The 22,120-nt window shown below is 73.2% G+C and carries 28 protein-coding genes; 22 read left to right on the top strand and 6 right to left on the bottom strand.

Going from position 1 to position 22,120, the window contains the following annotated elements; all coding sequences use genetic code 11:
- The first annotated feature begins 170 nt into the window (after window positions 1–170).
- Together ahr and ACA089_RS10630 are read left to right on the top strand one after the other, a co-directional pair.
- A complete protein-coding gene (ahr, locus tag ACA089_RS10635; protein WP_372016608.1) occupies window positions 171–1,187 on the top strand; it encodes an NADPH-dependent aldehyde reductase Ahr in 1,017 nt (338 codons plus the stop codon).
- A gap of 146 nt (window positions 1,188–1,333) precedes the next feature.
- The gene (locus tag ACA089_RS10630; protein ID WP_372016606.1) at window positions 1,334–2,065 is read left to right on the top strand and encodes a hypothetical protein; all 732 of its coding nucleotides are present in this window, start codon (window positions 1,334–1,336) and stop codon (window positions 2,063–2,065) included.
- A 116-nt stretch (window positions 2,066–2,181) separates the two neighbouring features.
- Here the strand turns inward: ACA089_RS10630 and ACA089_RS10625 are convergent, their stop codons facing one another.
- The gene (locus ACA089_RS10625; protein WP_372016604.1) at window positions 2,182–3,720 is read right to left on the bottom strand and encodes a S41 family peptidase; all 1,539 of its coding nucleotides are present in this window, start codon (window positions 3,718–3,720) and stop codon (window positions 2,182–2,184) included.
- A 230-nt stretch (window positions 3,721–3,950) separates the two neighbouring features.
- On the opposite strand from ACA089_RS10625, the gene ACA089_RS10620 reads away from it, so the two are divergent.
- From ACA089_RS10620 to ACA089_RS10610, 3 genes are all read left to right on the top strand, one after another.
- Complete coding sequence (locus ACA089_RS10620; protein WP_372016603.1) at window positions 3,951–4,865, top strand: DUF4440 domain-containing protein; 915 nt, start codon at window positions 3,951–3,953, stop codon at window positions 4,863–4,865.
- Window positions 4,866–5,168: 303 nt separating this feature from the next.
- Window positions 5,169–6,446 (top strand): papain-like cysteine protease family protein, encoded by a 1,278-nt coding sequence (locus ACA089_RS10615; RefSeq protein WP_372016602.1) that lies wholly within the window; start codon window positions 5,169–5,171, stop codon window positions 6,444–6,446.
- A gap of 20 nt (window positions 6,447–6,466) precedes the next feature.
- Window positions 6,467–7,081 (top strand): hypothetical protein, encoded by a 615-nt coding sequence (locus ACA089_RS10610; protein WP_372016600.1) that lies wholly within the window; start codon window positions 6,467–6,469, stop codon window positions 7,079–7,081.
- A gap of 197 nt (window positions 7,082–7,278) precedes the next feature.
- On the opposite strand, the gene ACA089_RS10605 is transcribed toward ACA089_RS10610, so the two are convergent.
- Window positions 7,279–7,536, bottom strand: a complete 258-nt coding sequence (locus ACA089_RS10605) for a hypothetical protein (protein ID WP_372016598.1) — start codon at window positions 7,534–7,536, stop codon at window positions 7,279–7,281.
- A gap of 214 nt (window positions 7,537–7,750) precedes the next feature.
- On the opposite strand from ACA089_RS10605, the gene ACA089_RS10600 reads away from it, so the two are divergent.
- Both ACA089_RS10600 and ACA089_RS10595 read left to right on the top strand, forming a co-directional pair.
- Window positions 7,751–9,247 carry a SulP family inorganic anion transporter gene (locus ACA089_RS10600; protein ID WP_372016596.1) on the top strand — a complete coding sequence of 499 codons (1,497 nt, stop codon included), beginning with the start codon at window positions 7,751–7,753 and terminating at the stop codon, window positions 9,245–9,247.
- Between the two features lie 123 nt (window positions 9,248–9,370).
- Entirely contained in the window at window positions 9,371–9,985 is a 615-nt protein-coding gene (locus tag ACA089_RS10595) for a hypothetical protein (protein ID WP_372016594.1), read from the top strand.
- 135 nt (window positions 9,986–10,120) lie between these two features.
- On the opposite strand, the gene ACA089_RS10590 is transcribed toward ACA089_RS10595, so the two are convergent.
- Window positions 10,121–11,185 (bottom strand): class I SAM-dependent methyltransferase, encoded by a 1,065-nt coding sequence (locus ACA089_RS10590; protein WP_372016592.1) that lies wholly within the window; start codon window positions 11,183–11,185, stop codon window positions 10,121–10,123.
- A 248-nt stretch (window positions 11,186–11,433) separates the two neighbouring features.
- Here ACA089_RS10590 and ACA089_RS10585 point away from each other — a divergent pair, with 248 nt between their 5' ends.
- The 5 genes from ACA089_RS10585 (at window position 11,434) to ACA089_RS10565 (ending at window position 14,217) form a co-directional block, all read left to right on the top strand.
- Complete coding sequence (locus tag ACA089_RS10585; protein ID WP_372016590.1) at window positions 11,434–11,757, top strand: hypothetical protein; 324 nt, start codon at window positions 11,434–11,436, stop codon at window positions 11,755–11,757.
- Window positions 11,758–11,788: 31 nt separating this feature from the next.
- Window positions 11,789–12,274 carry a pyridoxamine 5'-phosphate oxidase family protein gene (locus tag ACA089_RS10580; protein ID WP_372016588.1) on the top strand — a complete coding sequence of 162 codons (486 nt, stop codon included), beginning with the start codon at window positions 11,789–11,791 and terminating at the stop codon, window positions 12,272–12,274.
- A 251-nt stretch (window positions 12,275–12,525) separates the two neighbouring features.
- Window positions 12,526–13,272: a type I methionyl aminopeptidase gene (gene map / locus ACA089_RS10575; protein WP_372016586.1), complete on the top strand. Its 747-nt coding sequence runs from the start codon at window positions 12,526–12,528 to the stop codon at window positions 13,270–13,272.
- Between the two features lie 10 nt (window positions 13,273–13,282).
- Window positions 13,283–13,690, top strand: a complete 408-nt coding sequence (locus ACA089_RS10570; RefSeq protein ID WP_372016584.1) for a hypothetical protein — start codon at window positions 13,283–13,285, stop codon at window positions 13,688–13,690.
- A gap of 68 nt (window positions 13,691–13,758) precedes the next feature.
- On the top strand, window positions 13,759–14,217 hold the full coding sequence (locus tag ACA089_RS10565) for a LuxR family transcriptional regulator (RefSeq protein WP_372017751.1): 459 nt from the start codon (window positions 13,759–13,761) through the stop codon (window positions 14,215–14,217).
- 77 nt (window positions 14,218–14,294) lie between these two features.
- On the opposite strand, the gene ACA089_RS10560 is transcribed toward ACA089_RS10565, so the two are convergent.
- Window positions 14,295–14,510, bottom strand: coding sequence for a hypothetical protein (locus tag ACA089_RS10560; protein ID WP_372016582.1), 216 nt, complete (start codon window positions 14,508–14,510; stop codon window positions 14,295–14,297).
- A gap of 178 nt (window positions 14,511–14,688) precedes the next feature.
- On the opposite strand from ACA089_RS10560, the gene ACA089_RS10555 reads away from it, so the two are divergent.
- The 3 genes from ACA089_RS10555 (at window position 14,689) to ACA089_RS10545 (ending at window position 16,389) form a co-directional block, all read left to right on the top strand.
- Window positions 14,689–15,024 (top strand): PadR family transcriptional regulator, encoded by a 336-nt coding sequence (locus tag ACA089_RS10555; protein ID WP_372016581.1) that lies wholly within the window; start codon window positions 14,689–14,691, stop codon window positions 15,022–15,024.
- Window positions 15,024–15,944: a hypothetical protein gene (locus tag ACA089_RS10550; RefSeq protein ID WP_372016579.1), complete on the top strand. Its 921-nt coding sequence runs from the start codon at window positions 15,024–15,026 to the stop codon at window positions 15,942–15,944. The genes ACA089_RS10555 and ACA089_RS10550 overlap by 1 nt, the downstream gene beginning before the upstream one ends.
- A gap of 76 nt (window positions 15,945–16,020) precedes the next feature.
- Window positions 16,021–16,389 carry a nuclear transport factor 2 family protein gene (locus ACA089_RS10545; RefSeq protein WP_372016577.1) on the top strand — a complete coding sequence of 123 codons (369 nt, stop codon included), beginning with the start codon at window positions 16,021–16,023 and terminating at the stop codon, window positions 16,387–16,389.
- Window positions 16,390–16,438: 49 nt separating this feature from the next.
- Here ACA089_RS10545 and ACA089_RS10540 read toward each other — a convergent pair whose 3' ends face one another.
- Window positions 16,439–16,846 (bottom strand): ExbD/TolR family protein, encoded by a 408-nt coding sequence (locus ACA089_RS10540; protein WP_372016576.1) that lies wholly within the window; start codon window positions 16,844–16,846, stop codon window positions 16,439–16,441.
- A gap of 370 nt (window positions 16,847–17,216) precedes the next feature.
- Between ACA089_RS10540 and ACA089_RS10535 the strand changes: the two genes are divergently transcribed.
- Together ACA089_RS10535 and ACA089_RS10530 are read left to right on the top strand one after the other, a co-directional pair.
- Window positions 17,217–17,912, top strand: coding sequence for an alpha/beta hydrolase (locus tag ACA089_RS10535; protein WP_372016574.1), 696 nt, complete (start codon window positions 17,217–17,219; stop codon window positions 17,910–17,912).
- Window positions 17,913–17,991: 79 nt separating this feature from the next.
- Window positions 17,992–18,318 carry a hypothetical protein gene (locus tag ACA089_RS10530; RefSeq protein WP_372016573.1) on the top strand — a complete coding sequence of 109 codons (327 nt, stop codon included), beginning with the start codon at window positions 17,992–17,994 and terminating at the stop codon, window positions 18,316–18,318.
- A 9-nt stretch (window positions 18,319–18,327) separates the two neighbouring features.
- Here ACA089_RS10530 and ACA089_RS10525 read toward each other — a convergent pair whose 3' ends face one another.
- Entirely contained in the window at window positions 18,328–19,473 is a 1,146-nt protein-coding gene (locus tag ACA089_RS10525; RefSeq protein ID WP_372016571.1) for a threonine aldolase family protein, read from the bottom strand.
- 136 nt (window positions 19,474–19,609) lie between these two features.
- Here ACA089_RS10525 and ACA089_RS10520 point away from each other — a divergent pair, with 136 nt between their 5' ends.
- The 5 genes from ACA089_RS10520 to ACA089_RS10500 all read left to right on the top strand — a co-directional run bounded on the left by ACA089_RS10520 (window position 19,610) and on the right by ACA089_RS10500 (window position 22,028).
- Window positions 19,610–20,143 carry a nucleoside 2-deoxyribosyltransferase gene (locus ACA089_RS10520; RefSeq protein ID WP_372016570.1) on the top strand — a complete coding sequence of 178 codons (534 nt, stop codon included), beginning with the start codon at window positions 19,610–19,612 and terminating at the stop codon, window positions 20,141–20,143.
- Between the two features lie 61 nt (window positions 20,144–20,204).
- Entirely contained in the window at window positions 20,205–20,540 is a 336-nt protein-coding gene (locus ACA089_RS10515) for a DUF3817 domain-containing protein (protein WP_372016568.1), read from the top strand.
- 75 nt (window positions 20,541–20,615) lie between these two features.
- On the top strand, window positions 20,616–20,840 hold the full coding sequence (locus ACA089_RS10510) for a DUF4287 domain-containing protein (RefSeq protein WP_372016567.1): 225 nt from the start codon (window positions 20,616–20,618) through the stop codon (window positions 20,838–20,840).
- Window positions 20,837–21,478: a glutathione S-transferase family protein gene (locus tag ACA089_RS10505; protein WP_372016565.1), complete on the top strand. Its 642-nt coding sequence runs from the start codon at window positions 20,837–20,839 to the stop codon at window positions 21,476–21,478. Before ACA089_RS10510 ends, ACA089_RS10505 begins: the two co-directional genes overlap by 4 nt.
- A gap of 136 nt (window positions 21,479–21,614) precedes the next feature.
- On the top strand, window positions 21,615–22,028 hold the full coding sequence (locus ACA089_RS10500; RefSeq protein ID WP_372016563.1) for a CBS domain-containing protein: 414 nt from the start codon (window positions 21,615–21,617) through the stop codon (window positions 22,026–22,028).
- The last annotated feature ends 92 nt before the right edge of the window (window positions 22,029–22,120 follow it).

The raw sequence follows: 22,120 nt of genomic DNA, 5'->3' as shown, positions 1-22,120 counted from the left end.
GCCGCGACCGGGCCGGGCGTTCCGTCGCGCTCCCGCGTGCGCATGGTCTATCGCTTACCCGGGCGGTCGCGGGGACGGCACGGCGCCCCCGTGGCCGGCGCACCGCTGGGCATGCACCGCGCGCCCGGCGTATCGTCCCGCCTCATCCCCCGCTGCCAAGGAACCCCGCCATGACCCGCTACCGCGCATGGGCCGCCCCGAGTGCCGGTGCCGCCCTGGAAGCCTTCGAGTACGACCCCGGCCCGCTGGGCGAGGACGAAGTCGAGATCACGGTCGAGCACTGCGGCATCTGCCATTCGGACCTGTCGATGCTGGACAACGAATGGGGCTTCACCCGCTACCCGTTCGTGCCCGGGCACGAGGCCGTCGGGCGGGTCACTGCGCTGGGCGCGCAGGCGAAGGGCGTGGCGATCGGCCAGCGCGTCGGCCTGGGCTGGAACGCGCGCAGCTGCCTGCACTGCGATCCCTGCCTGGCCGGCGACCAGCACCTGTGCAAGGAGGTGCAGCCGACGCTCGGCGGCCGCCACGGCGCGTTCGCCGAGAAGGTGCGGGCGCACTGGGTCTGGGTGGTGCCGCTGCCCGAAGGCCTGGACGCGGCCGAGTGCGGCCCGCTGCTGTGCGGCGGCATCACCGTGTTCTCGCCGCTGCGCGAGCTGGGCATTTCGCCGACGGCGAAGGTCGCGGTGGTCGGCATCGGCGGCCTGGGCCACATGGCGCTGAAGTTCTGCCGGGCCTGGGGCTGCGAGGTCACCGCCTTCACCACCAGCGCGTCCAAGGAAGAGGAAGCGCGCGCGTTCGGCGCCCACCACGTGGTCGCCACCAACGACGCCGGCGCGCTGCAGAAGCTGGCGGGCACCTTCGACCTGATCATCGACACGGTCAACGTGTCGCTGGACTGGAACGGCCTGCTCGGCGCGCTGGCGCCCAAGGGCCGGCTGCACGTGGTCGGGGCGGTGCTCGAGCCGATCCCGGTGCCGGCGTTCTCGCTGATCATGGGCCAGAAGTCGGTGTCCGGTTCGCCGACCGGCTCGCGCGGCGCGCTGGACAGCATGCTCGGCTTCGCCGCCCGCCACGGCGTGGCGCCGAAGACCGAACACTTCCCGATGCGCCGGGTCAACGAGGCGCTGGACCACCTGCGCGCCGGCAAGGCCCGCTACCGGATCGTGCTGGACGCGGATTTCGACTGACGCGGGCACGCGGACCAGGGCGCGCGTCCTGCTGGCGGAATGCCAGCTGAAAGGACGCGCCCCGGGTCCGGTCCGGTCGATTCCTCCGGCAGGGCCGCTGGTTTAGAGTCACCGCGATCCGTCAGGGGGCGGAACGCGGGGTGCGCATGTACGGGAGCAGGCTGGCGGGCGCGCTGATGGCGCTCATGCTGTCGGCGTGTGCGACGACCTACTCGGTCACGCCGGTGGACACCGGCCTCGGCCGGGTGGTCCACGATGCAGGCGCGACCACGGTCGACCTCGAGCTGGCCAACGGCGGCATCCAGGTCACGCCGCTGGGCGTGGCCGGCAATGGCCGCCTGACCTTCGCGGTGGCCGGCTACAACAAGCTCGCCGTGCCATCCGACTTCGGCCCGGAGCACTTCGCCGCCGATGCCGCCGGCGCGCGGCTGCAGGTCTACACCTACGACGCGCTGGCGCAGGAGGCGGAGCGCGCCGCGGCCTGGGCCGCGTTCGCTGTCGCCCTGTCCGGTGCGGCGGCGGTCTACGTCGCCAACGACCAGGCCTGGCAGACCACCGACACCACCGTGTACACGCCCGACGGCGCCTACACGGTGAGCAGCACCACCTACGATCCGGCGCTGGCGGCCATGGGCACCGCGATGGCCACCGCGGCCACCCTGGAAGGCATGGACCTGGTCGGGCAGCAGCTGGACGCGGCCCGCGCCCGCCTGGGCGACACCATCCTGCAGACCACGACCATCGATCCGCAGCAGGCCTGGGGCGGTTACATCGTGGTCGCCCGGCCCCGGCAGCGGCCGCCCTACGACATCGACGTCTCCGCGCACTGGAACGGCGAGGACTACCGCTTCCGCTTCCATGTGGCCCGGGTGGAGTGATGCGATCCGTCCCGGCGCGCGGCCGCAGTGCCGCCGTGCGGGATCAGGGTGTCACTGGCAGGCGGGCACGCCTGGATGCGCGCGGAACGCGGCGGCAATGCGGCGTGCGCGGATGATCAGGGCTCTGCCGGATCCGCCGCGGCGCTGAGGACGCCTGCGTCCGGACAGGCGGCCGGCTGGGCCGGGTCGGTCTCCACCAGTGCGCGCGCGACCCGCCAGGCACGGTCGCGTTGCACGCCGATCTCCGACACCTGCGGCGGCACGTCGCAGTCCGGCAGCACGCCGCGGCCGGGGGTGTCCGCGTCCCAGTCGAAGCGGAAGCGCAGCAGCGGCATGCCGAGGTTGACCCCGCTGTGCGGCAGCACCACGTCCCAGGCGTAGCCGCTGGTGTTGCCTTCGTAGGTGCCGCCGGTCTCCTCGCCGACGAAGCGCGCGCGGCGCACGTGGCGCAGCATCGCGGCCAGCTCGGCGCCACCGGAGAAGGTGCGCCCGCCGGCCAGCACCACCAGCCGGCCGCCGTACACCGGCGCGGCGCGCGTCCAGTGGGTGGTCAGGCCTTCGGGCGGGCGGTCCAGGCGCGACAGGCGACCGCCGTCGAGCACCTGCTGGCCGCGCATTTCCTCCGCGTCGTAGACCTCGTGCACCAGCACCTGGCCCGATGGCGAGGCCACCGACAGCGTGCGTGCGCGCGCTTCCACCGAGCGGTAGCGCCGCAGCGGCTCGGGCACCAGGTACGAGAACAGGATCGCCTCGTTGGGCTCGGAGCCGCCGCCGTTCTCGCGCAGGTCCAGCACCAGCCGGTCCGCGCCGCCCTGTTCGACCTGCCCGAACAGGTCCCGCATCACGTCGGCGAAGGTGGTGCCCGCCTCGCGGTAGACGCGGTTGGAGAACGAGGGCACGTCCAGGTAGGCCACGCCCGGCGACAGCCACTGCAGCGAGGCGATCCGGCGCTCGCGTGCCGCCGCGGGCGGCCGCCCGCGCATCGGCTGCGCGGCCACGCGTGCGCGGCGCGATTCGCCGGCCGGGGTGGCGTAGTGCAGGTCGAAGCCGGCCTCGTCGCCCCGCGCGCGCTGGCGCAGCACCGCGTAGCAGCGGCCCGGGCACTCGCGCATCGCGCCGGTCTCGATCCGGCCGTCGCGCGCCGACAGCGACACCAGTTCCGCGAGCAATGCCTGCGCGTCCTCGCCGTTGATCGCCAGCAGGCGGCTTCCGGGCGGGATGCCGGCGGCCCCGCCGTGCACGCCGCTGATGAACACGCCTTCGCGGCTCCAGTGCAGGTCCAGCGGCAGCAGGCGCGCGGTGGCGCGCTGGTGCGCCACCGCGGCATCGCCCGGGATGACATCCAGGTGGCCTTCGCCGACGTGGGCCATCAGCTGCGCGACGATCGTCCAGACGTCCATCGCCTCGTCCGCGCCGGCGGCCGCGGCCAGCGCGCGTGCCTTCGCCGCGTCCCATTCGCCGGGCGACTGGTGCCAGTAGAGGTCCGGCAACGCCGCCTCGGCCACGGCGATGGCCAGGCGGACGTCGTCGCGTGCCTGGGCGGGCGTGACCGCGATGGCGGACGGGAGGGGCGGCGCACCGGCGGCGTCGACGGCACTGGCCAGCGCGCACAGCGATGAGGCCAGCAGCAGGGTCCGGAAGGGGTGCGCAGGCACGGGATCGGTCGCGGTCGCGGGGGGCCGCAGACCATATCGCACCCGCGCCGCCCGGGGCCCGCGTCCGCCGGAAGACCCGCTTTCCGGGACGGGAGGCGGGAACCGGGGGACGGGCGCGGGCGCCCTGTCGGGGAACGTGGGCCGCCACGTCGCCCGCGATGCCTTGCGGGTCGCGCGCCTTCGCCGTCTCCCCGCTACGATGACTGCAGTCCCGGCCATGGACCTGCGTGATGGAACGTCCCGCTGCGCTGCTGCTTCCGCTGCTTCCGCTGCTGCTGGTGGCCTCGCAGGCCCTGGCCGGCGCACCGCCGCTGCGGCAGCGGATCGAGCAGGCCAACGCGACCCTGGCGCAGGCCTGGCGCACGGAAGACGCGGCCGCGCTGCGGGCGCGCTACCGCGATGACGCGATGCTGATGCCCGAACACGCCTCGGCCCGGCTCGGCGGCGAGGCGATCGCCGGTTTCCAGCGGCAATGGCTCGACGGCGTGGAGACGCGCGACTACGAACGCCGCATCCACGACCTCGTCGAGCTCGGCGCGCACGCGGTGGAAACCGGCACCTTCCGGCATGCCTACGCGCGCCAGGGGGCCGCGCCCTATGACTACGCCGGCCACTACCTGGTGGTGTGGGACACCGGCGGAGCCGCGCCGCGGGTGCTGGCCGAGCTGTGGGGCGCCGACGCCGCCTTCGATGCCGCGATGCTGCCACCGGTCACCGACGACGCGCCCGTGGACCCCGCCGGCTTCGACAACGACCCGGCGCTGCTGCGGCAGATCGCCGCGCGCAACGCGCAGGTCCGCGCGCGGGTGATGGCGCGACAGGGCGCCGAGCATGCGGACATGTTCCTCGCCGATGCGGTCTACCTCCCGTACTACACGCCGATGCAGGTCGGCATCGAGGCGATCCGCGGCTACTTCGTCGAGCACGAGCGTCCTGGGCCGGTGGCGATCGAGGCGCTCGACCTGCACACCGCGCGCCTGCATCCGCTCGACGGCGGCCGCCTGCAGCTGGAGGAGGGCTTCTACCGGGTGGCATGGCGGGCCGGCGACGACCGCGGCACCGTGCACGGCAAGAGCCTGAACCTGTGGAAGCGTGCCGACGACGGCACCTGGATGCTGTACCGGCAGGCGGTCAACCACGACTAGCGCGTCGCGCACGCTCCCGGGGAAGGGCGCGGCATGCGTGGCGGCGATGACGCGAGGGTCGGCGCTTCGACCGGCGTCGACGCCATCGTCCAGCTGCGTCGCGTCGCGTCGCCCGACACGGGTGCCATCGCGCGCACTCGCAGGCATCGATCCATGCGTCGACCACCTCCATGCCACGCAGGAATCGCGTCCGGAGGACACGCCGGCGTGAACGGAAGTGCGCGTCCCGGTCTGGCCGGCTGCGACCGCCACCGGCGTTAGCGTTCTGGTCAACGGCATCGCATCACTCAAGGAGGAGCACCAATGGCACAGATTCTCTACATGGCGAGCTTCGAATCCGGCGCCGGTCCGGCGTTCGCGGCACGCCACGGGCAGACCGGCGCGCAGTACCAGGCCACGTTCGACGAGCTGGTGAAGCAGGGCTTCCGCCCGGTCTGCATCAGCGTCGCGCGCGACGGGTCCACCGCGCGCTACGCGTCGATCTTCCACAAGTCGGCGGGGCCGGGCTGGGTCGCGCGCCATGGCCTCACCGGCGCGCAGTACCAGGCCGCGGTGGAGGAGTGGGCGGCCAAGGGGTTCCGCCCCAAGAGCCTGTCCGCCGCCACCGTCGGCGGCACCACGCTGTTCGCCTGCGTGTACGAGCAGGGCGGCAGCGGCGAATGGGTCGCGCGCCACGGCCTCACCGGCGCGCAGTACCAGGCCGAGTTCGACACCTGGACCGGCAAGGGATTCCGCCTGCGCGGCGTGTGCCCGTACGCCACCGGGTCCGGCGTGCGCTACATCGCGTGGTGGGAGAAGAGCGCCGGCCCGGGCTGGGTCGCGCGCCACGGCCTGGGTGAAGCGGGCTTCCGCCAGACCCACGAAAGCCTGGCCGCGCAAGGGTATGACCTGGTCTCCGGCGGCGCCGCGCTGTCCGGGACGACGGATTTCTATGCCGGCCTGTGGGAGAAGCGCGCCGCCACCTCGCTCGGCCACCACGGCCAGACCGCGGGCGCCTACCAGGCCAACTTCGACGCGGCGATGGCCCAGGGCCGGCGCCCGGCCTTCGTCGCCGGCTACTGGGGCGAGCGCCCGGTGGACGTGAACCTGCGCTTCCGCATGCAGCGCCAGCAGCAGTCGTTGTGGTGCTGGGCCGCGGTCAACGTCAGCGTGCGCCGCTACTACCAGCCCGCCTCGACCCTCACCCAGTGCCAGCTGGTCAATTCGCGCCGCGGCCGCACCGACTGCTGCAGCAACGGCAGCAGCAGCGCGTGCAACCAGACCGACGACACCTCCGGCGTGCTGGACACGCTGGGCCATCGCAACACGCATACCGGCGGCATCGTGTCCTACGCCACGCTGCGCGACGAGACTGCGGCCGGGCGGCCGCTGTTCATGCGCATCCAGTGGTCCGGCGGCGGGCGCCACGCGGTGCTGGCCACCGGCGTGGAAGATGGCGGCAACGTCATCGTCTGCGACCCCGGCGCCTCGAGCGCGGCCGACCCCAGCCTGGGCACCACCTCGGTCTGGGACTACGACACGCTGCAGACGGCGTACAACACCACCGGTAGCTGGATCGCTACCGCCACCACCGAGCCCTGAGGCCGACAAGGAGAGCCACCATGCCCATCACCCTCGCCACGCCGCCGGAAGCGGCCGCCCTCGAGCTCGGCGAACGCCTGCCCCCACTGGCGCGCTCGGCCGCGATCGAAGCCCGCGCGCCGGCCATCGGCCGCGCCGCCAGCCGCTTCGGCCTGAAGGCCGACATGCGCATCGCCCGCACCCTGGCCGAGGTGGCCGACGCCGATGTCGTCGCCAGCCCGGTCTACGCGCTCGGCCTGGACCAGCTGGCCAAGGGCAGGCTGGAAGACGCCGCCCGTCTGGCCGGCTGGTCCTGGGTGATCGCCACCGAGGCCGGCGCGGTGTCGGCCGAGACCACCGCCGAGTCGAACCGCTTTGCCCAGATCTCCAACGCCGCCAGCGCCGGGCGCTTCCGCCGCGCGCTGCTGCAGCTGGCCCAGGGCGGCGGCGACGCCGACGGCGAGGCGGTGCAGCTGCGCATCCCGGCGCTGCACACCAGCCTGTTGTGGATCAAGGGCAAGCGCGAGGTGTACGAGGTGCTCGACACCAGCGTCGCCGGCCTGGACGTGGGCCGCCGCTACACCGGCGCCGAACTGCGCAAGATCCTCAAGCCCGAAGCCGAAGCGCGCCTGCGCAATCCCGAGCTCGACGGCTGAGCGCGGCGGCGTGGCGCCGCCGGGCGAGGCGCCACGGCCGGTTCACGCCGGGGGCGCCGTGCACGCGCTTGGCGGCTTTGCGCGCGCCCTCTGACCCGTGAGCGCGGGGACGTGCGCACGGCATCCCCCGCGGAGCGGACGCCACCGGCGTGGCCGTGGCGTTCGATGCGGCCGCGCGGCGGCAGGAACCCGGCCGCTCAGCGCAGGTAGGGATCGACCCGCGGGTCGCGCGGATCGGCGGCGACCACCACCGGGGCGGGCGTGGCGGCGATGCGCGTGGCCAGTTCGTTGGCGCGCCGCTGCTCGGCGATGAGTTCGCGCAACAGCGGCTTGATCCCGAACAGTGCGAACGGCACCAGGATCCACAGCACGGTGAGGATCAGGCCGAAGATCGCGCCGACGAGCATGGCGATGTCCATGCCGGTGAGCGCGGCGGTCGAGGCGGTGGCAAGCATGGGTCGGACTCCTGGCGGGTGGAGCCGGCAGCCTGCGCCGCCGCACGTCGTCGCCGCGTCGATGCGCCGTGTGCGCGGCGGTCGCGCCCGCGCATCGACCGGCGGGCGCAATCGTCGCATCGGTGACGAAGCGCGGCCGCGGGCCCCGCGCCTATAATCCGCGGCCCATCTTCCGGCCAGCGCCCGTGCGGACGCGGCTCCTGCGGGTATCCCGATGTCCTTCCTCCGATCCGAACTGGCGCAGTGGCGCGCCCATCCGCTGCGCGAACTGCTGGCCGGCGCCGTGGCGACCTTCGCCCTGATCCCCGAGGTGATCGCGTTCTCCTTCGTCGCCGGGGTCGATCCGCAGGTCGGGCTGTTCGCCTCGTTCGTGCTCAGCGTGGTGATCGCCGTGTTCGGCGGCCGCCCGGCGATGATCACCGCCGCGGCCGGTTCGGTGGCGCTGGTCGCCGCGCCGCTGGTCTCGCAGCACGGGCTGCCGTACCTGTTCGCCGCCGGCGTTCTGGCCGGCGTGGTGCAGCTGCTGTTCGGGGTGCTGCGGCTGGGCGTGCTGATGCGCTTCGTCAGCAGTTCGGTGCGCACCGGTTTCGTCAACGCGCTGGCGATCCTGATCTTCGCCGCGCAGCTGCCGCACCTGGACGGCGCCAACGCCGCGACCTGGGCGATGCTGGCGCTGGGCCTGGTGGTCATCTACGGCCTGCCGCGGCTGCCGCTGCCGGGCATGAAGGCCATTCCCTCGCCGTTGATCTGCATCGCCGTGCTCAGCGGGCTGTCGGTGTCGCTGGGCCTGCCGCTGAAGACGGTGGCCGACCTCGGCCAGCTGCCGGGCGCGCTGCCGCAGTGGCTGGGCCTGCCGCAGGTGCCATGGTCGTGGGAGACGCTGCGGGTCATCGCGATGCCGGCGCTGGCGATCGCCATGGTCGGCCTGCTCGAATCGCTGATGACCGCGCGCGTGGTCGACGAGCTCACCGATACGCCCAGCCCGAAGAACCGCGAGGCCGCGGGCCTCGGCGTGGCGAACGTGGCGGCCAGCCTGTTCGGCGGTATCGCAGGGTGCGGCATGATCGGCCAGACCGTGAGCAACGTGAAATACGGCGGCCGCGGCCGGTTGTCCACGCTGTTCGCCGGCGTGTTCCTGCTGGTGCTGATGGTGCTGCTCAAGCCGTGGGTGGCGCAGGTGCCGGTGGTGGCGCTGGTGGCGATCATGGTGATGGTCAGCATCGAGACCTTCGACTGGCGCAGCGTCGGCGCGCTCGCCCGCCACCCGCGGCTGTCCGGCGCGGTGATGCTCGCGACCGTGGCGGTCACCCTGGCCACCCACAACCTCGCCGCCGGGGTGGCGGTGGGCGTGCTGCTCAGCGGCGTGTTCTTCACCCTCAAGGTCTCGAAGTTGCTGCAGGTCGAATACGACGACGCGGCCGATGGCCTGCGCACCTACCGGGTCGGCGGGCAGGTGTTCTTCGCCTCGGCCGATGCGTTCATCGACGCGTTCGATCCGCGCGAGCTGCCCGGGCGCGAGGTGGAGATCGCACTGGAAGGCGCGCGCCTGTGGGACATCACCGCGGTGGCCGCGCTGGACAAGGTGGTGACCCGCTTCCGCCACCACGGCATCCGCGTGCGCGTGCACGGGCTCGATCCGCACAGCCGCGCGCTGATGCGCCGCGTGCGCCGCGAAGGCGAGTGGGCGGACTACGGGGTCGAAGGCGCGTAGTCGCCACGCGCGCCTGCCGGCCCGTCGGTGCGCAGCGGGCCGCGTTCACGGGGAACGCCGCCATCGTCTGCGACCGTGCACGTTCCGGCGGCGCGACCATGCCGCCTCACCATGGAGACGTGCATGGAGATCGATGGTTCCCGCCGCCGCGGACGTGCCGCGGGCCGCGTCGCGGTGGTGCTGCTCGCCGTCGCAGGATTGGCCGCCTGTTCGCCCGACCGGCCGCCGGTGGATGCGGCGGCGGTGGCGACGCCCGAAGGTGCACCGCCGGCGCAGACGCCCGCGGTGGACGCCACGCCGGACGTGCCTGCGACCTCGGACCCGGCGCCAACGCCGGACCGCGGGGCGACCTTCGGCGGCGACGGCTCGGAGATCGTGCTGGATGCGCTCACCGCCGGGGACGTCGCCGCCGCCGCGCTGCCCGGCGAACTGGCCTGCAGCTTCGCCACCGCCGCCGGCGCGTCGATCCTGCACGCCAGCGGCGACGCCGGTTCCGCCGAGCCCGCGCAGGGCGTGGTCAAGGTCGCCGGCTACGTCGAGCCGGTGCGTGCGCCCGGCGGCTTCGACGGCATCCTCGGCGATGCCACCTTCACCGGCCAGGGCAAGACCCTGCGCCTGGCGCTCACCGGTGCGGCCATCGGCGGTGGCGAGTCGCCGCCACGGCCGGCGACCCTGACCTACCAGCGCGCCGATGGCGCCAGCCGCGTCTTCGAGGGCCGCTGGCAATGCGGACCGTGAACCCGCGCCGCGATCGCCGGGCATGTCCGTGCCGCTGGCGCGTGCCAATGCCGGGTCGCTGCATGGGCCCGCGGGGCGACGCCGCGCGTCCGCCCCGCGGGTTCCGCCTGTCCTTGTCCGCGTTCGCGCTGGCGGCTACGGCCGCGCTTCGAGCACCAGGTTGAACGGGGTCTGCGTGGCGCGGCGGAAGCGGGTGAAGCCGCCCTCGGCCATCACCTGGCGCAGGCGTGCCTCGCCGGCCTGCGCGCCCAGCGCCGGTCCGTTGCGCGCCAGCGACACCGGCACGCAGATCTGCGAGGAGGCGCCGTAGTACACGCGTCCGACCGGGTTGAGGTTGTCCTCGACCGCGTCGCCGGCGAACGGCTCCACCAGCAGGCAGGTGCCATCGTCGGCGATCGCCTGGCGCGCATGACGCGCCGCGCCGATCGGATCCCCCATGTCGTGCAGGCAGTCGAAGAAGGCGATCAGGTCGAAACCGGTGTCGCCGTAGCCGGTCGCGTCGGCGACCTCGAAGCGCACGTTGCGCACGCCCGCGGCCGCGGCACGCTCGGAGGCGACCCGGACCGAGTCGGCGTGGTAGTCGTAACCGGTGAACTGCGAGGCCGGGTACGCCTGCGCCATCAGCACGGTGCTGGCGCCGTGGCCGCAGCCGACATCGGCGACCTTCGCGCCGCGTTCCAGCTTGGCGGTCACGCCGTCGAGCGCCGGCAGCCATTCGCCGAGCAGGTGCGCGTTGTAGCCGGCGCGGAAGAAGCGTTCGGTGCCATGGAACAGGCAGGCGTGGTGCTCGCCCCATTCCATGCCGCGGCCGCTGCGGAAGTTGTCGACGGTGCGGTCCAGCGCATGGAACGCCGCCTCGATCAGGTAGTAGGCGCCGGGCAGGTCGACCGGGCCGCCGGGCCCGGCCAGGCATTGCGCCTGCACCGGGTCGAGCCGGTAATGGCCGCTGGCCGCGTCGTACAGCACGTAGCCGCCTGCGGCCTGGTTGCCCAGCCATTCGCGCACGTAGCGCGGGTGGGTGCCGGTGCGCGCGGCCAGTTCGTCCGCCGTGGCCGGTGACTGCGCCAGGCTGCGGTAGAGGCCGAGGCGGTCGCCGACCAGTACCAGGGTGGCGCTGATCGCCGCGCCGAGATCTCCCACCGCCATGCCGAGGAACTGGCCGAGCCGTTCCTGGTCCAGGGTGGCCTGTTCGTTCTCCATCACATCGCTCCGTACGCGTCCCCGTCTCCCCGGCACGGCGGAATGCCGTGCCTGCACCGGAAAGAAAACGCGGGACGCGGCGGCCGGCGGACGGAACCGTCGCGGCACGCCATGAAGCTGAACCCCCGCGCGTCCGTCCGCACCGGCCCTGCGGACGACGCATGCCGGCCTTGCGCACCGTGCCGAGCCCGTGCGACCACCCGCTGGCGACATGCCGTGCGGGACGATGTCCGGAGGGAGGCGCTGCCATGCATGAATCCGTCCCCACACCCGCCCGCCCGGTCGAGCCGCTGGTCGCGTTCCGCGCCGCGCTGCAGCCTTCGATCGATGCGCCCGCCCTGGTCGAACTGCCCGGCCGCCACCGGCCGCCCGAGCGTCCGGCTGAACAGGGCGCGCTGGAGCGACGGTACGCGCGTCTGCCGCGCCGCATCCTGGTCGCGACGGCGGCATGCGCGGCGGTGGCGCTGGTGTTCTGCATCTGGATGTTGTCGGGCCACGAGCGGCGCGATGTGAGCGTCGCGTGCGTGCGCGCGGCCGGCGGCTTCACGGTGCGTCCCGCACCGCCGGCCTAGCGTGGGCGTCCACCCCCACCGGAAGGCCGACATGACCGACAACGCCGAGCTCGAGAAGAAATTCTGGAAGACCCTGAAGTCCGACATGACCGTGATGCTGGGCGTGGATGGCCTGGAGGGCGGCCACACCCGGCCGATGACCGCGCAGCTGGAACACGACGAGCGCGGGCCGATCTGGTTCTTCACCTCCACCGACAACGCGCTGGTGCGCCAGCTCGCGACGCCGCGTCGCGCGACGGCCGCCTTCGCGGGCAAGGGCCACCACCTGTTCGCCAGCATCGGCGGCCTGCTGGCGGTGGATACCGACCGCGCGGTGGTCGAGCGCCTCTGGAATCCGTTCGTGGCGGCCTGGTACGAAGGCAAGGACGATCCGAAGCTGGCGCTGCTGCGCCTGGATCCAGACCAGGGCGAGGTGTGGCTCAACGAGAACAACCTGCTGGCCGGGGTGAAGATGCTGATGGGCATCGACCCGAAGAAGGATTACGAGGACAAGGTCGGCAAGGTCGACCTGCGCTGAGGTCGCTGTCCGGCATCATGCGCGCGTACGTGCCCCCGGCCGGCCCGCGCGCCGGCCCCGGCGGGCGTGCGGCTCCTCTGCACGGCGTGCGGCGCGGCCGGTGGCGCGCGCCGCAGGTGAAATGACGTGACGTTGCGTAACGTGACGTGACGGTGCGGCGTGGATGTCGCCGCGGGCCGCGCGGCGATCGCGTGGCGACGCTTCTCCCGGCCCCGCCGCTCGCCTGCGCGCGGGGCGGTTAGACTGGCCCCATGACCATCGAATCCGCATCCGACATCGAAGCCCTGCAGCGCATCGGCGCCATCGTCGCCCGCGTGCGCGAGGCGATGCTGGCGGCCGCGCGGCCGGGCATGACGACCGCAGACCTCGACGCCATCGGCGAGCGCATGCTTGGCGAGGCCGGCGCCCAGCCGGCACCGCGCCTGGTGTACGGGTTCCCGGGCGCGACCTGCATCAGCGTCAACGAGGAGGCCGCGCACGGCATCCCCGGGGCGCGCGTGCTGCGTGCCGGCGACGTGCTCAACGTCGACGTGTCCGCCGAACTGGACGGTTACTTCGCCGACACGGGGGGCACCCGCGTGCTGCCGGCCGCGGCGCCGCGCGACACGCGCCTGTGCCACGCCGCGCGCATCGCCCTGGCCGAGGCGATGAAGGTGGCCCGCGCCGGCCAGCCGCTCAACGGCATCGGCCGGGCGATCGAGGCCACCGCGCGCCGCTTCGGCTTCCGCGTGATCGAGAACCTGGCCAGCCACGGCGTCGGCCGGGCGCTGCACGAAGAACCGGGACAGATCTGCGGCTACTACGATCCCGACGACACCCGGATGCTGCACGAGGGCCTGGTGATCACCATCGAACCCTTCATTTCCACCCGCAGCCGCCTGGTCGAGGAGTCCGGCGACGGCTGGACGCTGGTGGGCGCGGCGGGCAACCGCTCGGCGCAGTTCGAGCACACGATGGTCATTACCCGCGGCGAGCCGATCGTCGTGACCCGGCATTGAGCGCGGCCGCATGATGCGCTGGCTGCGGGTGTTCCTGGTCGCGTGCGCAGTGGCCACGGTCGGCGTGGCGCTGTGGATGGCGAGGCCATGGGCCGGTTACGCCAGCTACGACGCCACCGGGTGGCAGGTGCTGGGGGCGATGCTGCTGTGGGCGGTGTCGCCGCTGGCGGGGATGGCGCTCGCCGCCCGGCTGCTGCGCGGGTCGCCGCTGGCATGGCGCGTGTTCGCGGCCGGGGCGGCGGTGATCGCGATCGTCGGCCTGGTCGCCTACGTCGACGCGGCTTTCGTCCATATCGATGCGCAGGGCGGGCTGGTGTTCGTGTTCATGCCGCTGTGGCAGTGGCTGGCGACGATCGGCCTGGGGCTGGTTTGCGGCCTGGTCCGGCTATGGAAGCGCCCGCGCCCGCCCACGGCGTGATCGACCGTGTCCCGATCCCGCGCCCACCGGAGGAACGCATGAGCAGGTTGTCGTTCGCATTCGGCGCCATGCTGGCGCTGCAGGCCACCGCCGCCGCCGCCGGCGAAACGCCGGCAGCCACTTCGCCACTGGTCGGTCGCTGGGCGATCGACGTGGCGAGCCTGCCGATGCCGCCGGAGGCGCGGCCGAAGCGGGTGGCGCTCGAATTCCAGGATCCGGGCAATGGCCAGTGGTTTACCCGGGTCGAGATCGTGCATCCGGGCGGGGAGGTCATGCGCGCCGAAGCGTCGTTGCCGCTGGATGGGACGCCCGGCCGCGTCAGTGGCAACTACTGGGCCGACGTCTCGGCGATGAAGATGCCCGCCCCCGGCGTGCTGGTGATGCAGCTGGTGGACCACGGCGCGCCGGCATCCACCCGCGTCTATACCGTCAGCGCGGACGGCGCGCGGCTGACCGAGACCAAGGCCTTCTTCGGCCGCGACGGCACGCCGGTGCTGCAGACCATCACCTTCCATCGGTTGCCCTAGCGGGGACCCGGGCCACCCGTGGCGCGGCGACCGCGGCTCCGGCGGGACCGGGGCCCGCGCCGGAGCGCCTGCGAGGCTCAGCCGCCGAAGCCGGGGCTTGAATGGGCGGCCACGCGCGGTTCGTAGGAGACGTCCTCCTCGACCGCCGGCACCCGCGGATCGCCGTGCGCCGGCGTGATTTCGCCCGCATCGCGCAGGCCGTCCGTGGACACGGTGGCCCGGCGGCGCTGCCACGCCTTCCAGGCCAGGACGCCGAGGGCGGCGGCAGCGGCGGTTTTCACGATCAGGTGCATGGGGGCTCTCCTGCGGGGTGGGGATCCACAGCTTCCGGCGCGGCCGGTGTGGCCTCCGTGACCCCGGGGTCATCGCTTCGTAAAGACGGCCGCGGTCGGGACCGGCCTCGGACGCACTACTGTGCTTGACACAGTAAGGGGGCGAACGTACTGTGCGTCGAACAGTACGAGGTGGCGCATGGTAGAACGGGACGGCACGGGACTGACCGAACTGCGGCGCGGGGTGCTGGTGCTGGCGGTGCTGTCGCGCCTGCAGGTGCCGCAGTACGGCTACTCGCTGCGCCAGGCGCTGGCCGAGGGCGGCATGCCGGTGGAGGAAGGCACGCTCTATCCGCTGCTGCGCCGGCTCGAGGCGCAAGGGCTGCTGGCCAGCGAATGGAACACCGGCCACGCGCCACCGCGGCGCTACTACCGCCTCAGCGCCGAGGGCGCTCGCGCATACGCATCGCTGGCCGCGGCCTGGCGCGACCAGGTCCGGGTGATGGATGGATTCCTGCAGGAGGACACGCCGTGATGGACGTCAACGAGATCATCCAGTCGTACGTGCGCGACGTCGCCGCGTGCCTGCCGCGCAGTCGCCGCGACGATGTCGCCTTCGAACTGCACGCCCTGCTGGACGAGGAGCTCGCCGGCCGCGCGCAGGCGGCCGGCCACGCCCCCGACCGGGCCATGGCGATGGCGCTGCTGGCGGAATTCGGTCGCCCGGCCGACGCCGCGCAGCGCTACCACGCGCGGCCGGCCCCGGTGGAGGCCACCGACGCGCGCCACCTGGTGATCTGGGCCGTGGGCGGCGCGGCGGTACTGCTCATGCACGCGCTGCTCAACCCCGGGACGATCGAAGTGGATGCGCTGTTCCTGCAGTGGCTCGGGCTGCTGCTGGTGTGGTTCGTGGTGGCCGGCTGGGTGCGCCGGCGGCGGCCCGGCGCGTTCCACTGGAAGCCCAGCCACGGGCCGGCGTGGATGCCGCGCGGCCTGTCGGCACTGTCGCTGGTCGCCACGCTGGTGTTTCCGGTGGCGATGTACGCCGATCCGGTGGGCTTCGCCGGCGTGCTGCTGCCGGCGTCGCTGCCACTGGACGGCCTGCGCCTGGACCCGCAGTTCGCCGCGAGCTGGCAGCGCATGCTCACCTTCGCACTGCTGCTGGCGATGGCGGTGCAGCACGCGGTCGCGCTGGTGCTCGGCACGCGGCCGGCCTGGCTGCGGCGGGTGGACGTGGCGCTCAACCTCGGGGTCGGCCTGCTGTGCGTGGCCCATGCCTCGCCGATGGGCCACGCCGGCTTCCACGTGTTCGAGTCGGCGCACGCCAACGAGGTCGCCCGGCCGATCTTCCTCGGCGTGGGCGGGATGATGATCCTGGTCGCGCTTTACTACGCGTGGCGCGAGTGGGGGCTGATCAGGCCGGCGCCGGCGACCGGGCAGGGCGCGCCCGCCTGACGATGCGGGCGCCGGCGTCGACGCCGGCGCGGCGGTCGCGCGCTAAGGTGGCGTTTCCTTCCACGGGAGCCGCGCCATGGACCACGCCGCCATCGCCACCACCTTCCTGCGCATGTGCGCCGGCGGGGAGGTGCGCGCCGCGTTCGACCGCTACGTCGCCGCGGACTTCGTCCACCACAACGCGTGGTTTCCCGGCGACCGCCAGTCGCTGCTGGACGCGATGGAGCAGAGCGCGGCCAGCGAGCCGAACACGTCGTTCGAGCCGCGCCAGGTGATCGATGGCGGCGACCGCGTCGCGGTGCTGTCGCACCTGCGCCGCGCCGACGGCGTCACCGAATACGCGGTGGTCCACATCGTCCGCTTCGGCGCCGGCCGGATCGTCGAGCTGTGGGACCTTGGCCAGGAGATCCCCAGGGACTCGCCGAACACGCTGGGGATGTTCTAGGCCCGCTCCCCGGCGGCCCGCCCGCGCCGCAGCGCGGGCGGGGCGTCCTTCAGCGCACGAACGAGATGCGCCGCATCCCGGTGGCTTCCGCGATGGCGAGGACCTTCGCGAGGCCTTCGTAGTCCGCGCCGGCGTCGGTGGCGATGCGCAACTCGGGCTCGTTGCCCGGATGCGCCCATGCCTGGGCCTGCAACCGCGTACGCAGTTCACCCATGCCGATCGAAGCCCCGTCCCAGCTGAGCTGGTTGGATGCGTCCAGTCGCAGCGTCACCGGCGGCGGCGGATCCGGGCGGTCGATCGGGCGGTCGACGCGTTGCGGCAACTGGAGGTGGATCGGCCTGGCCACGATCGGCGTGGTGACGATGAAGATGATCAGGAGCACCAGCATCACGTCCACCAGCGGGGTGACGTTGATGTCGGCCAGAGGTACGGATCGTCCTGCGGTACTGAACGCCATGGCTCGCTCCCAGCAGCGGGGCCGGTCGCCCCGGGTCCGACACTACGCCGGCCCGCGGCCGGCGTGCGCCACGGCCACCGGTCGTTCAGTCGGTATTCGCCCTTCCTGCCCGCCTCGCTGGAACGGCACGCCGTCCACTCGGGCAGCGGGTGGCCCTGGCCATGCCGCACCGCCGTGCCGGCATCCCCGGGATGCTGCTACCGTGCGCCGGCCACGTGCGCGTCGGCCGCACGCTGCAGGGAGTGGGGTGGGGATGGGAACGCCTGGGGGAACAGCGGCAGGCACGCCGCGGGTGATGGCGCTCATCGCGGCGCTTGTACTGGGGGCCGTGCCGGCACTCCGGGCGGAGCCCGCTGTCGGGGCGGAGGCGGTGCCGCCGCTGCCCTGGGTGGACACGACCGTCGAGGCGCCGCTGTCGCAGCTGGTCGGCGCCGACGACATCGCCCCGTTCCTGGCCTATTTCGGGCGCGACGAGACCTTGCGCTGGCGGATCAGCGCACCCCGCGACGCGGCGGCGCGCGCGCCGCAGGGGCTCGTCGTGTTCGTCAGCGCGAACGGCAGCGGCACCGTCCCGGCGATGTGGCGCCCGCTGCTGGTCGAGAAGAACCTCGTCTGGATCGGCGCCGACGACGCCGGCAACGACGCCTCCACCCAGCGGCGGGTGCTGCAGGCACTGCTGGCCGCGCGCCTGGCCGCCCGCGCCCATGACATCGATCCGCGGCGGATCTACCTGGCCGGTTTTTCCGGCGGCAGCCGCGTGGCCTCGCGGATGGCACCGCTGTATCCGCAGGCCTTCCGCGGCTACGTGTTCATGGGCGGCGCCAGCGCATGGGGCCGCGAACCGCCGCGCGACCTGCCGCTGATGCGCGAGCGTGGCTACGTGTTCGTCAACGGCTCCGACGACTTCAACCTCGACGAAGGCCGCAGCGTCAGCCGGCGCTTCCGCGGTGCCGGCCTCGACCACGTCGAGTTCATCGAGGTCCCCGGCCTGGACCACCACCTGCCGGACGCGGCGGTGCTCGGCTGGGCGATCGACTACCTGGACGCCCATCCGCCGCGCGAGTGAAAGACCTGCAACGGCGCTGGACGGGAATTTCATCGCTGCCCGTCGAAGCTGCGGTTCCCCACCAAGCAGGCATTTCGCGATGGCCAGGCCGCTCAGCACCCACGACGAACGCCAGTCCGCCTACCGTGGCGATGGCCCGGACACGGACATCACCGGCCACGGCCGCGATGATCCATCGGCGCCCTTGCCTGAAAGCGGCGCAGGCGAGGGGTTCTACCCGCGCGGCCATGGCAAGGGCGGCCACCTGGGCGAAGGCGAGCCCGATGGCCAGCCGCAGCGCGACGGCTCCACCCAGCCCGACTTCGGCCAGAGCGGCAGCTACGGCCAGGCCGGCGACGTGGCCGCGCACACGCCAGGCCGGCGGGATGCCGGCCGTGGCGAAGGCGACGAAGGCGAAGCGGAGTAGCCGGGCCGCTCAGGCGCGCGCGGCCGCCACGAAGCTGCGCGCGAGCGCGGCGGGGTCGGCCCGCAGCAGGGTCGGGTTGACCTGCAGCGCGAACTCGCCGCTGTCCGGATGCGGCGACGGCAGGACCACGTCGTGCGCGCGCAGCCGTTGGGCCACGCGCACCGGGTCGTTGTCCCGGACCGACAGGAAGCAGCGGCTGGTGCCATCCGGCAGCCGGCGCGCGCGGTAGAGTCCGCTGGCATCCAGCTGGCCGAGCAACGCATCGGCGACGCGCCACGCGGCGGCGTAGTCCTGTTCGAAGCGCCCGGCGTAACGTTCCACCAGCGCTACCTGCGGCCAGGCGGCCGGCAGCGCGCCGCCGAACATCCGCCGCTCGTGGTACAGGCCGTCGACGAACGCCTCGCTCCCGGCCAGGATGGCCCCACAGGCGCCGTTGAAGTGCTTCCAGAGCGAGACGTACACCGTGTCGAACAGCCCGGTCCATTCCACCAGCGGCCGGCCGGAGTGGAACGGCAGGGTGAACAGGCGCGCGCCGTCCAGGTGCAGGCGGATGCCGTGTTCGCGTGCGTAGCGGCTGAGCGCCTCCAGTCGGGCGAAGTCGACCATGGCGTGGTCGCGACGGCGCACCGGGGACTCGATCGAGATCACGCCCACGTCGTTGCGCACCCGCCCGCGCCCCGAGCGCTCGACCCACGCCTGCACCTCGTCCAGGCCCGGCGTGGTCTGGCCGGCGGCGAGCGGCACCAGGTTCAGGCCGCTCAGCGCCTGCGCGCCGTCGCCGCTGTCGTTGTAGAGGTGGCTCTCGGCCTGGACCAGGACGCGCCGGTCGTCGCCGGCCAGGCGCCGCACCGCCAGGTGGTTGGCCAGCGTGCCGGTCGGCACGAACATCGCCGCCGGCTTGCCGAGGCGCCGGGCGAAGTCGCGTTCGAGGCGTTCGATGATCCCGCCGCGCGAGTAGTTGTCCGCGGCCACCATGGCCGCCGCCTCCTGCAGCTGCGCGGCATACTCGCGCGGCTCCAGCCCCAGGCCGTCGGAGACGAAGTCGATGCGGGACGGCGAGCCCGCGGGGGTGGCCGCGGCGGCGTGGGCGCCTGCTGGCAGCAGCGAGGCCGCCATCGACCATCCACCCGTGGCCAGGAACATGCGTCGGTCCAAGCGTGATCCCCTCGATGCGATGGCCGATGCTGTGGGGTCGCTTCGATCCCTGTCAAACCGGATGCGCACCGGCCGCGGCTGCACGCCGCGGGCCGGATGGCCGACAATGCGGGCCCCACGCCCTTGCGCGCACCGCATGATCCGTTCGCTCTACCTCGCCGGTCCCGACGTGTTCCGCCCCGACGCGCAGGCGCGTGGCCGCGAACTGAAGGCGCTGTGCGCGGGGTTCGGCATCGAGGGCCTGTTCCCGCTCGACCAGGAGGTGCCGCCCGGCATCACCGACCCTGCCGCGCAGGCGGGGTGGATCTACCGCGCCAACATCGGCCTGATCGAACGCGCCGACGCGGTGCTGGCCAACCTGGACTTCTTCCGCGGCCCGGAGCCGGACAGTGGCACCTGCTTCGAGGTCGGCTACGCGGTGGCCAAGGGCAAGCCGGTGTTCGGCTACATCCCCGAGCGCGGCAGCTTCGCCGAGCGCATCCGCGAGCGGCACCCGCAGGCGATCGGCCCGGACGGCGTGCTGGATGTGCACGGCTGGAGCATCGAGGAGTTCGGCCTGCCGCTGAACCTGATGCTGTCGGTGCCCGCCCCGCTGGTGGTCGGCGACGCGCGCGCGGCGCTGGCGCATCTGGTGCGATACCTCGCCGCGGGCGTCCAGGGGCCGCGCTGACACCGGCCCGCGGCGGCCGCAGCGGCTATCCTGCCGGCCCGCCCGTTCGACAGGATCCACGATGCCCGCACGCCCGCTCTCGTCCACCGGCCGCCTCTTCAGCGTCGCCGCCTTCGTCGAGGCCTTCACCTGGGCCGGGCTGCTGCTCGGGATGCTGCTCAAGTACGGGACCGGCACGACGGAACTGGGCGTGTGGCTGTTCGGACGGCTGCACGGCGCGGCGTTCCTGTTCTATGTCGCGGCCAGCTTCTACGCCGGCGTGCGCCAGCGCTGGCCGATGTGGGCGCTGCTGGTGGCGTTGCTGGCGGCGGTTCCGCCGCTGCTCACGGTGCCGGTGGAGGCCTGGTTCCGCCGGCGCGGCCTGCTGTCGCCGGTCGCGGGGCCTGCCGCGGCCTGAGCGATCCGCTGCCGGCGACATGTCGAATGCGCCGTTCCCCGCGCGTCGACTGGACACCATCCACAGGAGCCGTCCATGGCCAGCGACAGCCAGCCCATCAGGGGACCCGCCTCGTACTTCCCGTCAATCGAGAAGACCTACGGCCAGCCGGTGGCGCACTGGCTGGCGCTGCTCGACGGGCTCGACGGGGTGGGCCACATGCAGCAGGTGGCGGTGCTGAAGCGCGAGCACGGGCTCGGCCATGGCCACGCCAATGCCCTGGTGGCGTGGCACCGCGCGCAGCCCGGGCGGGTGCCGTGAAGCTGCTCTTCAGCCGCAATCCGAATCCGCGCCTGGCGGTGGCGGTGGCGCGCCAGGTCGGCGCCCGGGTGGCGTTCGAGTTCGCGGCCCCGCTCGCGCCGGGCCAGGCCTCGCGCTACCTGCGGTACAACCCGACGCTGCGCCTGCCCATCCTCGTGTTCGACGACGGCGGCAGCCTGTGGGAAACCGACGCGATCGCCTGCCGGCTGTCGCGCGACGCCGGCGCCGGGTTCTGGCGCACCGGCGGATGCGAGCCGCGCATGGTCCAGTGGCTGAGCTGGGGCAAGGAGAACTTCGTCCGCGCCTGCGAGATCGTGCAATACGAGCGTTGCACCAAGCAGCGCTACGGCCAGGGCCCGGTCGACCCGGCCAAGGTCGACGAGGGGCTGCGCGGGTTCGCCGCCGGTGCCGCGCTGCTGGAGGCCGAGCTGTCGCGGCGCGACTGGCTGCTCGAGGATGGCCTGTCCTACGCCGACTTCCGCATGGCCACCTTCCTGCCGGGGCACGATGTCTCGGGCCTGCCGCTGGCGGACTATCCGGCGCTGGCCGGCTGGTACCACCGGCTCGGGATGCTCGAAGCCTGGCGCGATCCGTTCGACGGCCTGGACGCACCGGAGTTGCCGCCGATCCCGGGCTGAGACCCGCCGCCGGCGCGCGGCGCGCACGGGTGTTAACACCCTCGATGCACCGCCTTGCCGGGCGCTTAATCCGCCGCTGGCGATCCTCGCGTGCCGGAACACGCCGCCCAGGCGTGACCGAACCGAGGAGATCCCCATGCGAATCAGCGAAGTCATGAGCGGCGACGTCTGCGTCATCTCGCCCGACGACACCCTGGGTCGCGCCGCAGGCGTGATGGCCAAGCACGACATCGGCAGCCTGCCGGTGGGCGAGAACGACCGCCTGGTCGGCTTCCTCACCGACCGCGACATCGTGGTGCGCGCGCTGGCCAAGGGCCTGGGCGCGGACGCGACCGTGCGCCAGGTGATGTCGCCGGACGTGAAGTACTGCTACGCCGACGACGACATCGACGAGGTCGCCGCGAACATGGCCGACCTGGAGCTGCGCCGCCTGCCGGTGGTGGACCGCGACAAGCGGCTGGTCGGGATCGTCTCGCTCGCCAACTTCGCGCACAGTCGCGACACCAAGGCGTCGCAGGAACTGCTGCAGGGCGTCGCACGCCCCCACTGAGCACCACCGCCCCGACCCGGGCAGGAGCCGGACGCCACCGCCGCTCGTCGTTGCGGTGGCGTCCGTTTTTTTCGCCGGGCACGGGCAGTCCG

Source organism: Pseudoxanthomonas fibrivorans (assembly GCF_041464125.1).
Classification (GTDB): Bacteria; Pseudomonadota; Gammaproteobacteria; order Xanthomonadales; family Xanthomonadaceae; genus Pseudoxanthomonas.
Note: the sequence above shows the minus strand (reverse complement) of the source record. Positions and strands in the feature narration are given on the sequence as shown.

Excerpts from the sequence above, each read along its gene's own strand:
- map (WP_372016586.1), top strand. The coding sequence starts at position 12,526 with ATGACCATCGAATCCGCATCCGACATCGAAGCCCTGCAGCGCATCGGC.
- ACA089_RS10515 (WP_372016568.1), top strand. The coding sequence starts at position 20,205 with ATGCCCGCACGCCCGCTCTCGTCCACCGGCCGCCTCTTCAGCGTCGCC.
- ACA089_RS10540 (WP_372016576.1), bottom strand. The coding sequence starts at position 16,846 with ATGGCGTTCAGTACCGCAGGACGATCCGTACCTCTGGCCGACATCAAC.
- ACA089_RS10560 (WP_372016582.1), bottom strand. The coding sequence starts at position 14,510 with ATGCACCTGATCGTGAAAACCGCCGCTGCCGCCGCCCTCGGCGTCCTG.
- ACA089_RS10510 (WP_372016567.1), top strand. The coding sequence starts at position 20,616 with ATGGCCAGCGACAGCCAGCCCATCAGGGGACCCGCCTCGTACTTCCCG.
- ACA089_RS10615 (WP_372016602.1), top strand. The coding sequence starts at position 5,169 with ATGGCACAGATTCTCTACATGGCGAGCTTCGAATCCGGCGCCGGTCCG.
- ACA089_RS10595 (WP_372016594.1), top strand. The coding sequence starts at position 9,371 with ATGGAGATCGATGGTTCCCGCCGCCGCGGACGTGCCGCGGGCCGCGTC.
- ahr (WP_372016608.1), top strand. The coding sequence starts at position 171 with ATGACCCGCTACCGCGCATGGGCCGCCCCGAGTGCCGGTGCCGCCCTG.
- ACA089_RS10530 (WP_372016573.1), top strand. The coding sequence starts at position 17,992 with ATGGCCAGGCCGCTCAGCACCCACGACGAACGCCAGTCCGCCTACCGT.
- ACA089_RS10610 (WP_372016600.1), top strand. The coding sequence starts at position 6,467 with ATGCCCATCACCCTCGCCACGCCGCCGGAAGCGGCCGCCCTCGAGCTC.
- ACA089_RS10605 (WP_372016598.1), bottom strand. The coding sequence starts at position 7,536 with ATGCTTGCCACCGCCTCGACCGCCGCGCTCACCGGCATGGACATCGCC.
- ACA089_RS10555 (WP_372016581.1), top strand. The coding sequence starts at position 14,689 with ATGGTAGAACGGGACGGCACGGGACTGACCGAACTGCGGCGCGGGGTG.
- ACA089_RS10580 (WP_372016588.1), top strand. The coding sequence starts at position 11,789 with ATGACCGACAACGCCGAGCTCGAGAAGAAATTCTGGAAGACCCTGAAG.
- ACA089_RS10545 (WP_372016577.1), top strand. The coding sequence starts at position 16,021 with ATGGACCACGCCGCCATCGCCACCACCTTCCTGCGCATGTGCGCCGGC.
- ACA089_RS10565 (WP_372017751.1), top strand. The coding sequence starts at position 13,759 with ATGCTGGCGCTGCAGGCCACCGCCGCCGCCGCCGGCGAAACGCCGGCA.
- ACA089_RS10500 (WP_372016563.1), top strand. The coding sequence starts at position 21,615 with ATGCGAATCAGCGAAGTCATGAGCGGCGACGTCTGCGTCATCTCGCCC.
- ACA089_RS10590 (WP_372016592.1), bottom strand. The coding sequence starts at position 11,185 with ATGGAGAACGAACAGGCCACCCTGGACCAGGAACGGCTCGGCCAGTTC.
- ACA089_RS10570 (WP_372016584.1), top strand. The coding sequence starts at position 13,283 with ATGATGCGCTGGCTGCGGGTGTTCCTGGTCGCGTGCGCAGTGGCCACG.
- ACA089_RS10620 (WP_372016603.1), top strand. The coding sequence starts at position 3,951 with ATGGAACGTCCCGCTGCGCTGCTGCTTCCGCTGCTTCCGCTGCTGCTG.
- ACA089_RS10520 (WP_372016570.1), top strand. The coding sequence starts at position 19,610 with ATGATCCGTTCGCTCTACCTCGCCGGTCCCGACGTGTTCCGCCCCGAC.
- ACA089_RS10585 (WP_372016590.1), top strand. The coding sequence starts at position 11,434 with ATGCATGAATCCGTCCCCACACCCGCCCGCCCGGTCGAGCCGCTGGTC.
- ACA089_RS10600 (WP_372016596.1), top strand. The coding sequence starts at position 7,751 with ATGTCCTTCCTCCGATCCGAACTGGCGCAGTGGCGCGCCCATCCGCTG.
- ACA089_RS10630 (WP_372016606.1), top strand. The coding sequence starts at position 1,334 with ATGTACGGGAGCAGGCTGGCGGGCGCGCTGATGGCGCTCATGCTGTCG.
- ACA089_RS10550 (WP_372016579.1), top strand. The coding sequence starts at position 15,024 with ATGGACGTCAACGAGATCATCCAGTCGTACGTGCGCGACGTCGCCGCG.